Annotated in this window: 8 protein-coding genes; 7 read left to right on the forward strand and 1 reads right to left on the reverse strand. The window is 43.8% G+C overall.

The window, feature by feature from the left end:
- Positions 1–425: 425 nt before the first annotated feature.
- A complete protein-coding gene (locus Q0N89_RS09240) occupies positions 426–809 on the reverse strand; it encodes an SCP2 sterol-binding domain-containing protein (RefSeq protein WP_294035702.1) in 384 nt (127 codons plus the stop codon).
- Positions 810–1,463: 654 nt separating this feature from the next.
- Here Q0N89_RS09240 and ccoN point away from each other — a divergent pair.
- The 7 genes from ccoN (at position 1,464) to eno (ending at position 9,005) form a co-directional block, all read left to right on the forward strand.
- Positions 1,464–2,933, forward strand: coding sequence for a cytochrome-c oxidase, cbb3-type subunit I (ccoN, locus tag Q0N89_RS09245; RefSeq protein ID WP_294035704.1), 1,470 nt, complete (start codon positions 1,464–1,466; stop codon positions 2,931–2,933).
- A gap of 10 nt (positions 2,934–2,943) precedes the next feature.
- Positions 2,944–3,582: a cytochrome-c oxidase, cbb3-type subunit II gene (ccoO, locus tag Q0N89_RS09250; RefSeq protein ID WP_294035706.1), complete on the forward strand. Its 639-nt coding sequence runs from the start codon at positions 2,944–2,946 to the stop codon at positions 3,580–3,582.
- Positions 3,582–3,764, forward strand: coding sequence for a cbb3-type cytochrome c oxidase subunit 3 (locus Q0N89_RS09255; RefSeq protein ID WP_078253435.1), 183 nt, complete (start codon positions 3,582–3,584; stop codon positions 3,762–3,764). The genes ccoO and Q0N89_RS09255 overlap by 1 nt, the downstream gene beginning before the upstream one ends.
- Positions 3,761–4,834: a cytochrome-c oxidase, cbb3-type subunit III gene (gene ccoP / locus Q0N89_RS09260; protein ID WP_294035709.1), complete on the forward strand. Its 1,074-nt coding sequence runs from the start codon at positions 3,761–3,763 to the stop codon at positions 4,832–4,834. The genes Q0N89_RS09255 and ccoP overlap by 4 nt, the downstream gene beginning before the upstream one ends.
- A 134-nt stretch (positions 4,835–4,968) precedes the next feature.
- Positions 4,969–6,603: a CTP synthase gene (locus Q0N89_RS09265; RefSeq protein WP_294035711.1), complete on the forward strand. Its 1,635-nt coding sequence runs from the start codon at positions 4,969–4,971 to the stop codon at positions 6,601–6,603.
- Positions 6,604–6,741: 138 nt separating this feature from the next.
- A complete protein-coding gene (gene kdsA, locus Q0N89_RS09270) occupies positions 6,742–7,605 on the forward strand; it encodes a 3-deoxy-8-phosphooctulonate synthase (RefSeq protein ID WP_294035713.1) in 864 nt (287 codons plus the stop codon).
- A gap of 83 nt (positions 7,606–7,688) precedes the next feature.
- Complete coding sequence (gene eno / locus Q0N89_RS09275) at positions 7,689–9,005, forward strand: phosphopyruvate hydratase (RefSeq protein ID WP_294035715.1); 1,317 nt, start codon at positions 7,689–7,691, stop codon at positions 9,003–9,005.
- Positions 9,006–9,010: the final 5 nt, after the last annotated feature.

The raw sequence follows: 9,010 nt of genomic DNA on the forward strand, positions 1-9,010 counted from the left end.
TTTTTCGGGCGCAGGGCGGGGTTTTTTCTTGGGTTTTTCTTGCTCTGACATAATAAGAACCTTGGCAGTTGCCATCGCATTGTAGGTGCGACATAAATTTGTACATGCTAATGGTGCAAACCTTAGGCTGGCTGGGGTTAAAAAAATCGCCAAGACCGACTGGCAATTGCAAGTTTGCCAAGCCTGCTGCGTCCCAGCGATCAAAATTGTGTTTATTTTACCACCGTTTGTAATCTAATGTGATGAATTTTTTTTAGTAAAACATAAATTTTGATGATAAAAATAAAATTGGAATTCACCCAAAAAATAGTTTGTTTATTTTATAAATATTCGTTATGTAGCCATCCAATAACCCAATAAAAAAGCTCAATGCCATTACATTGAGCTTATTGTTGTGCTATATAAGCCTATTTATTGACAATTAATCAAAACTCGGTTACAGCTTTGATTTGTTTAAACAGTGCTTTTTGTTCTTGGCTTGGCTTGGCAGACTGTAGTGCCATCACTTGCGTCATATCACCATCGACACGGATTTTGCCCATCATAAATGCTTCGATGGCGATGTTAATATCACCAGAATCAATGATTTGACCCAATGTTTCAGCATCGATGCTGACTGTGCTTGCAGCACCATCGGCTAAGCCTTGGGCAATTTTGCCCTGTTTAAGATGTAGCTCGATGGTCTCATCGCCTAGGATTTTGGCATTCATCAAAATACTATCAAGATTTGGCGGTAAATGCAGATCGCCTGCTTGTTCATTGAGTTTTGCCACTTCATCAAACCATGCTTGGCTTAAAAATTTTGCCATAAAAGACCCTTATTGTCATAAATAAACGATGCACCAACTTCATGTTGGTGATAAAACTGTTCTATTATAAAGCAAAAAATAGGGTGATGCTGAGAAGTTTTAGCAAAAAACCGCCGTCAAAATGTTGTATTTTGTTATCAAAATTACGCATAGCGCATCATAAAGCTAGAGAAACTGTGATGCTGATGCTTATGTGAATAATATAACTATATGATTTTTAATATATAAATATCAAAAATTGGATCTTCGTGCAATTATTGCCAAAAAATTTCAATATTTTTACAAAATATACCCAAAAATTACAATTGTGTTGTATAATAAAAGGTGATAAACCGCTGACAATACCTTATTGTTAGTATGGATATATGACACTGTGGGTGAATTACCCACCAAGTCTTACGCAAGCCAAGCAAATTATTTGTAAGCAAGCATGGATTCAAAGGATTGTGCAGTTTGTATTTGAACTGTGTGAAATCTGATGAATATTCCTTAAAAAAATTAGGGAATTTTTCAATTTTGCTTGTCGGATTTGATGATATTTGCCTAACTTTGCGTTACAATAGACACACAATATCAAAAGCAAGTACAGTTTTGGCAATTAATAAGACCAAAATTGCTACGCTAAATAAATCGGGCTGCACAGGAAAATATCCAATGAGTCTATATAAATCAGCAGTAGCCCCACTCTCTGTTGACCATGAGTACGAAATCACCATCGTGCGATTTTTTACCATCATGGCTGTGGTTTGGGGCATCATTGGCATGACTGTCGGTGTATTTATTGCATCGCAGTTGGCATGGCCAGTATTGAACTTTGACACTTCTTGGCTATCTTTTGGACGCTTAAGACCGCTTCATACCAATGCGGTGATTTTTGCGTTTGGGGGATCGGCACTATTTGCAACATCTTACTATATCGTACAGCGTACTTGTAAAACCAGACTGTTTGCCCCGTATTTGGCATGGTTTACTTTCTGGGGCTGGCAAGCGATTATTGTCGCTGCAGTGATTACACTACCGCTAGGTATCACATCAGCTAAAGAATATGCTGAGCTTGAGTGGCCGATCGACATCGCCATCGCTTTGGTGTGGGTTGCTTATGCCATCGTATTTTTTGGCACAATCATCAAGCGCCAAACTTCACACATCTATGTAGCGAACTGGTTCTTTGCCGCATTCATCATTACCATTGCTCTACTACACATCGTGAACAGCTTTGCTGTACCAGTTGGTTTGTGGAAATCATACTCACTATTTGGCGGTGCAACTGATGCGATGGTTCAATGGTGGTATGGCCATAATGCCGTTGGTTTCTACCTAACTGCTGCATTCTTGGGTATGATGTACTACTTCATTCCTGTGCAAGTAGGTCGTCCGGTATATTCATATCGTCTATCGATTGTTCACTTCTGGGCATTGATTGCTTCATATATGTGGGCAGGTGGTCACCATCTACATTACTCAGCACTACCTGACTGGACTCAGTCATTGGGTATGGTGTTCTCGCTAATTCTATTCGCACCATCTTGGGGTGGTATGATTAATGGTGTACTAACTCTATCAGGTAGCTGGGATAAATTGCGTACTGACCCAATCATCCGTTTCTTGATTGTTGCACTATCATTCTATGCGATGAGTACCTTTGAAGGTCCGATGCTGTCAATCAAAGCAGTGAACGCTATTAGCCATAACACTGACTGGACAGTTGGTCATGTACACTCAGGTGCGCTTGGTTGGGTTGGTATGGTAACGATTGGTTCGATTTATGTGCTATTGCCACGCATCTATAACAAAGCAAAAATGTACTCAACCAGCCTAATCATGCTACATTTCTGGTTGGCAACGACTGGTACGGTTCTATACATCGTCGCTCTATGGATCTCGGGTATCACCCAAGGTATGATGTGGCGTGCGACCAACCCAGATGGTACATTGGCTTATGACTTCATCCAAACGGTTGTGGTATCACACTGGCCATTTGTTGTCCGTGCTTTGGGTGGTGCTTTGTATGTCGCTGGTATGGTGGTGATGGCATATAACTGCTATCGTACAATTAAGATGCCAAGCGTAGTTAAGCCAGTTGCAGAAAAGCAAGCTGACGACGCTGCAACAGCACAAGCATAAGGGGTAAACAATGTCTAAATTGACTCATGAAGTTTTCGAGAAAAATACAGGTTTACTCGTTACATTTATCGTGATCGCAATCAGCTTTGCGACATTGGTTGAGATTGTTCCACTGATTTTTGATAAAAACGCACCTGAAGAAGGTGGTGTGAACAAGCCATTGCCAAATATGCGTCCATGGACTGCACTAGAGCTTGAAGGCCGTGATATCTACATCCGTGAAGGCTGTCATGTCTGCCATACGCAAATGGTTCGCCCACTGCGTGCAGAAGTAGAGCGTTATGGACCATACAGCCGTGCAGCAGAATCAGCGTGGGACCATCCATTCCTATGGGGTTCGAAGCGTACAGGTCCTGACCTAGCTCGTGTCGGTGGTCGTTATTCTGACCAATGGCATATTGACCATTTGATCAATCCGCGTTCTGTTGTACCTGAATCAGTCATGCCTTCATACCCTTGGCTTGCCAAGAATGAAGTTGATGGTGAAAAAGTACAGGCTAAGATGCGTCTATTCAAAGAGCGTTTTGGCGTGCCATATACTGAAGCTGACATCGAAGCCGCTCCAGACCAAGTACTGGGCGCAACCGAGCTTGATGCAGTCGTTGCCTACCTACAACAGCTTGGTATCGCAATGAAAGGTCAGCGTTAATGGATTTGGGCGTTTTACATAGTATTGCGACGGTGAGTGCGTTTATTGCATTCATCGGCATCGCATGGTGGGCATATTCACCAAAAAATAAAAAACGCTTTGAAGAAGATGCACAACTTGCGTTAGATGACAAAGATATCAACAGCTTGTCATCACAACAACGCACTAAGGATACACAATGAGCTTTTTTTGGGGTTCTTGGATTACCATCCTGTCTCTAGGCTGTTGGTTATTCATCTTCGGTGTTTTGGTCTGGACGCTAAAATCTAAACCAGCACTTGAAGAAGATGGCACAACTGGTCATGAATACGATGGTATCCGTGAGTATGATAAGCCACTACCAAAATGGTGGTTGGTAATTTTCTTTGGTACATTGATTTGGGGTCTTGGCTATTTCGTCTTGTTCCCATCAATCCAACCAAATGCTTGGAAAGGTGTAACAACTGTTGAAGTTGATGGTCAGCAAGTGCCTTGGACTTCAGCTAATGAGCTAAACAGCCAATTACAAGCAAACAACAAAGTCTTCACCGAAAACTTTGAACAAAATATCTTGGCGAATGCAGGCGCATCAGAAGCTGCAGTGATTTTAGCAAAACTAAATGAGCTACAAGCACAGCACAAAGAAGGCGAAGAAAATCCAGAGCTAAAAACCCAAATGGATGAGCAGATTAAACTGCTTGCACCATATGTGGATAAGTTGGCAGCTGACCCTGAAGCGACCAAGATTGGTAACCGTCTTTTCCTACAAAACTGTGCACTGTGCCATGGCTCGAATGCTGAAGGTGCACCAGGTTATCCAAACCTAACGGATAACGACTGGCTACACGGTGGTGATGCGGCACAAATCTTCACCACAGTGCATAACGGTCGTCAAGGTCTGATGGAAGCTTGGCAGCCCAAAATTGGTGAAGCAGGCGTAAAAGCTGTCGCTGAATATGTGCTAAGCATCTCTGGCAACCAAAATGGCTATGAGCTAGACCCTGCCAAAGTTGCTCAAGGTAAGGCTATCTTTGAAAATCCTGCAAACTGTGCACTATGTCACGGTGCGGATGCTAAAGGTCAAATCGCAATGGGCGCACCAAACCTAACTGATGACATCTGGCTATATGGTGGTGATCGTGCTACTATCGAAACCACAATTCGTCATGGTCGTACTGGTGTGATGCCTGAGTGGACTACCAAGCTTGGTAACGAACGAGTGATGCTACTTGCAGCCTATGTGCGTTCACTATCACAAAACCAAGCACAATAATTGCAGTCGCAATATCCAAAAAAGAGCTACAATCTGTGGCTCTTTTTTATTTACATAAAAAATTTGGTCAGCCCCCTATATTTTTTTGCTATTTTTTAGTAAAATTCGGTTTTACCAGTAACCGATGCATTACTATGACGACTAAATTTATCTTTGTAACCGGCGGCGTTGTGTCATCTCTTGGCAAAGGTATTGCCGCCGCATCTCTTGCAGCTGTTTTGGAAGCTCGTGGTCTAAAAGTGACCATGACCAAAATGGACCCATACATCAACGTTGACCCGGGCACTATGAGCCCGTTCCAGCACGGCGAAGTCTTTGTTACCGAAGATGGTGCCGAAACCGACCTTGACCTTGGCTATTATGAGCGTTTCTTGCGCCGCTCAAAAATGAGCAAAGCCAACAACTTCACCAGTGGTCGCATCTATCAGACCGTACTTGCCAAAGAGCGTCGTGGTGACTATCTGGGCGGTACTGTACAAGTCATTCCGCACATCACTGATGAAATCAAGCACAAAATTCGTGCCAGTGGCGAAGGCTATGATATCGCCATCATCGAAATCGGTGGTACGGTCGGTGATATCGAAAGCTTGCCATTTATGGAAGCGGTACGCCAAATGCAAGTGGAGCTAGGTCGCAATAATTCACTTTTGATGCACCTAACGCTTGTGCCGTATATCGCATCAGCAGGCGAATCAAAAACCAAACCAACACAGCATTCGGTCAAAGAACTTCGTTCAATCGGCCTACAGCCTGATGTGCTGATTTGCCGTTCAGAACAGCCGATTTCTGAAGACAATCGCCAAAAAATCGCACTATTTACCAATGTCGAAACTCGTGGTGTCATCCTATGCGAAGATGCCAAATCTATCTATCAAATCCCACGCCGTTTCTATGAGCAGGATTTGGATGATTTGATTTGTGAGCGTTTTGGCATTACCGCACCTGAAGCGGATCTGTCTGATTGGGATCAAGTGGTCAATGACCTGTTTAATTCGCAAGGCGAAATCGTCGTGGCGATGGTGGGTAAATATGTTGAACTGCCTGATGCTTATAAATCAGTCAATGAAGCATTGCTACACGCAGGTATTCATAACAGAACCAAAGTCCGCATCCAGTACATCAGCGCAGAGACGCTTGAGACTGATGGCGGTGCAATGGATGAGCTTAAGAAAGCTGATGCTATTTTGGTGCCGGGTGGCTTCGGTGAGCGTGGTACACTGGGCAAGATGAAAGCCATTCAGTATGCTCGTGAAAATGGCAAGCCGTTTTTGGGTATCTGTCTAGGTATGCAGCTTGCGGTGATTGAATTTGCTCGCAATGTGCTTGGATTACAAGCCAACTCAACTGAGTTTGACCGTAAGACACCAGACCCGATTATCGGTCTGATTACCGAATGGTTCGACGAAAAAGGCGAACTACAAATCCGCTCAGATGATTCGGACTTGGGCGGTACGATGCGTCTAGGCGCGCAAGAAGCTGAACTGGTTCAAGGTTCAAAACTTGCCAAAATCTACGGTGCGAACAACATCACCGAGCGTCATCGTCATCGCTATGAGATGAACAATCGCTATGTTGAGCCACTTGAAAATGCCGGTATGAAAATTTCAGGCTATTCAGCCAAACAGCATTTGGTAGAAGCGGTTGAGATTGACAGCCATCCGTGGTTCGTTGCGGTGCAATATCACCCAGAATTCACGAGCTCACCACGTGGCGGACATCCATTGTTTAACAGCTTTATTAAAGCGGCAATTGATGTGAAAAACGCATAACGACAAAAAGCACATCAAATTTTGGTGTGCTTTTTGTTTTGATGGGTGCATTTTACGCAAGTTTCCTAGTATAATAGAGTGGCTTGTTTGGCTAAGGTGATAACTAGCCAATTTGCCATTTTTATAAGGATTTTTATAATGACACAGCCATTAACTGTTGCTCAATCAACCGTCAACGTTGCCGGTATTGAAATTGCCAATGACAAGCCATTTGTGCTATTTGGTGGGATGAATGTGCTTGAAAGTCGTGAACTGGCTTTTGAGATTGCTGAGCAGTACATTGACATTTGTAGCCGTTTGGGTATTGGTTATGTGTTCAAGGCAAGCTTTGATAAGGCGAACCGCTCAAGCTTGCATTCGTTTCGTGGCCCAAGTCTTGAGACAGGTCTGACTTGGCTAAATGACATCAAAGAAAAATACAATGTGCCAATCATCACTGATGTGCACGAGCCATACCAAGCGGCACCAGTCGCAAAAGTTGCCGATGTATTGCAGCTGCCTGCGTTTTTGTCGCGTCAAACAGACTTGGTGAGTGCCATCGCTCGTACTGGCAAAGTCATCAATGTCAAAAAAGCACAGTTTCTAGCACCGCATGAGATGCGTCATATCATCAACAAATGCTTAGAAGCAGGCAATGACCAAGTGATCCTATGTGAGCGTGGTTCAGCATTTGGCTATAATAATCTGGTCGTTGATATGCTGGGCTTTGACACCATGAAAGCGATGAATGTGCCGGTGTTCTTTGATGTGACACACGCATTACAAGAGCCGGGCGGTCGCCCTGATAGTGCTGGCGGTCGTCGCCATCAGATTACTACACTTGCCAAAGCAGGTATGGCGACAGGATTAGCTGGCTTATTCTTGGAAGCACATCCTGATCCTGACAAGGCAAAATGCGATGGTCCATGTGCACTACGCCTAAATCAGCTTGAGCCATTTTTGACCCAATTAAAGCAAATTGACGATTTGGTCAAAGGCTTTGAAACATTGGATACTAAATAATTCGTTTGGCACAAAGCAGGGTTTGGCTTAGTGTCGAGTATTTACAGTGATGGTTTACCATCAATCTACCAAAGGAGTTTTTTATGTACGCAGAAGAAACCAAAAACCAAATTGAAATCAAAGACATCCGTGCTCGTGAAATCCTAGATTCACGTGGTAATCCAACCATCGAAGCCGATGTAATTTTGGCAAATGGTATCTGTGGTCGTGCGGCAGCACCAAGCGGTGCATCGACAGGTTCTCGTGAAGCGCTAGAATTGCGTGATGGCGATGTAGCTCGTTATTTGGGTAAAGGTGTCAAAAAAGCCGTCGCCAATGCCAACAGCCAAATCCGCACTGCGCTACTTGACAAAAATGTCACCAACCAAAGCGAAATTGATAACATTTTGATTGAGCTTGATGGTACTGAGAACAAAGGCAATATGGGTGCGAACGCCATGCTGGCAGTGTCTTTGGCAGCAGCAAAAGCAGCAGCACTCTCTCAAAATTTACCACTGCATCAATACATCGCCAACCTACGTGGTCAAACGGCATTGACCATGCCTGTGCCAATGATGAATATCCTAAACGGTGGCGCACACGCTGATAATACGGTGGATATCCAAGAGTTTATGATTGAGCCAGTTGGCTTTACTTCATTCTCAGAAGCACTGCGTGCTGGTACTGAGATTTTCCACAGCCTAAAATCAGTGCTAAAAGCTCAAGGCTTAAATACGGCTGTTGGTGATGAAGGTGGCTTTGCGCCAAACTTACGCTCAAACGAAGAAGCAATCACTGTCATCATGCAGGCGATTGAAAAAGCTGGTTATAAAGCAGGTCAAGACATTTTCCTTGCGCTAGACTGTGCATCTTCTGAATTTTATAAAAATGGTCAATATATCCTAGCGGGCGAAGGCAATAAAGCCTTTGACAGCCAAGGTTTTAGTGATTATCTGACTGGTCTGTGCAACCAATACCCAATCATCTCAATCGAAGATGGTCTGGATGAGAGCGACTGGGAAGGTTGGGCGTATCTTACCAAACAGCTTGGCAACAAGGTGCAATTGGTGGGTGATGACCTATTTGTAACCAATCCAAAAATCCTACAAGAAGGTATTGATAAGCAAATCGCCAATGCCATCTTGATTAAATTCAACCAAATCGGCACACTGACTGAGACTTTGGATGCGATTTATCTAGCTAAGCAAAATGGCTATGCAACTGTTATCAGCCATCGTTCAGGCGAAACCGAAGACTCAACCATCGCTGATTTGGCAGTGGGTACAGCAGCAGGTCAAATCAAAACTGGCTCACTATGCCGTTCTGACCGTGTTGCCAAATACAACCAACTACTTCGCATCGAAGAGCAAGTCAGCGCTGCCTATCGTGGCCGTGAAGAGTTCATTGGTCTGCGTGGCTAATTGAT

This window comes from uncultured Moraxella sp. (assembly GCF_945873075.1).
Classification (GTDB): domain Bacteria; phylum Pseudomonadota; class Gammaproteobacteria; order Pseudomonadales; family Moraxellaceae; genus Moraxella.

Bases quoted from the DNA above. Each gene is read 5' to 3' on its own strand.
- kdsA (WP_294035713.1), top strand. From the start codon at position 6,742: ATGACACAGCCATTAACTGTTGCTCAATCAACCGTCAACGTTGCCGGT.
- ccoO (WP_294035706.1), top strand. From the start codon at position 2,944: ATGTCTAAATTGACTCATGAAGTTTTCGAGAAAAATACAGGTTTACTC.
- Q0N89_RS09240 (WP_294035702.1), bottom strand. From the start codon at position 809: ATGGCAAAATTTTTAAGCCAAGCATGGTTTGATGAAGTGGCAAAACTC.
- Q0N89_RS09255 (WP_078253435.1), top strand. From the start codon at position 3,582: ATGGATTTGGGCGTTTTACATAGTATTGCGACGGTGAGTGCGTTTATT.
- ccoN (WP_294035704.1), top strand. From the start codon at position 1,464: ATGAGTCTATATAAATCAGCAGTAGCCCCACTCTCTGTTGACCATGAG.
- ccoP (WP_294035709.1), top strand. From the start codon at position 3,761: ATGAGCTTTTTTTGGGGTTCTTGGATTACCATCCTGTCTCTAGGCTGT.
- eno (WP_294035715.1), top strand. From the start codon at position 7,689: ATGTACGCAGAAGAAACCAAAAACCAAATTGAAATCAAAGACATCCGT.
- Q0N89_RS09265 (WP_294035711.1), top strand. From the start codon at position 4,969: ATGACGACTAAATTTATCTTTGTAACCGGCGGCGTTGTGTCATCTCTT.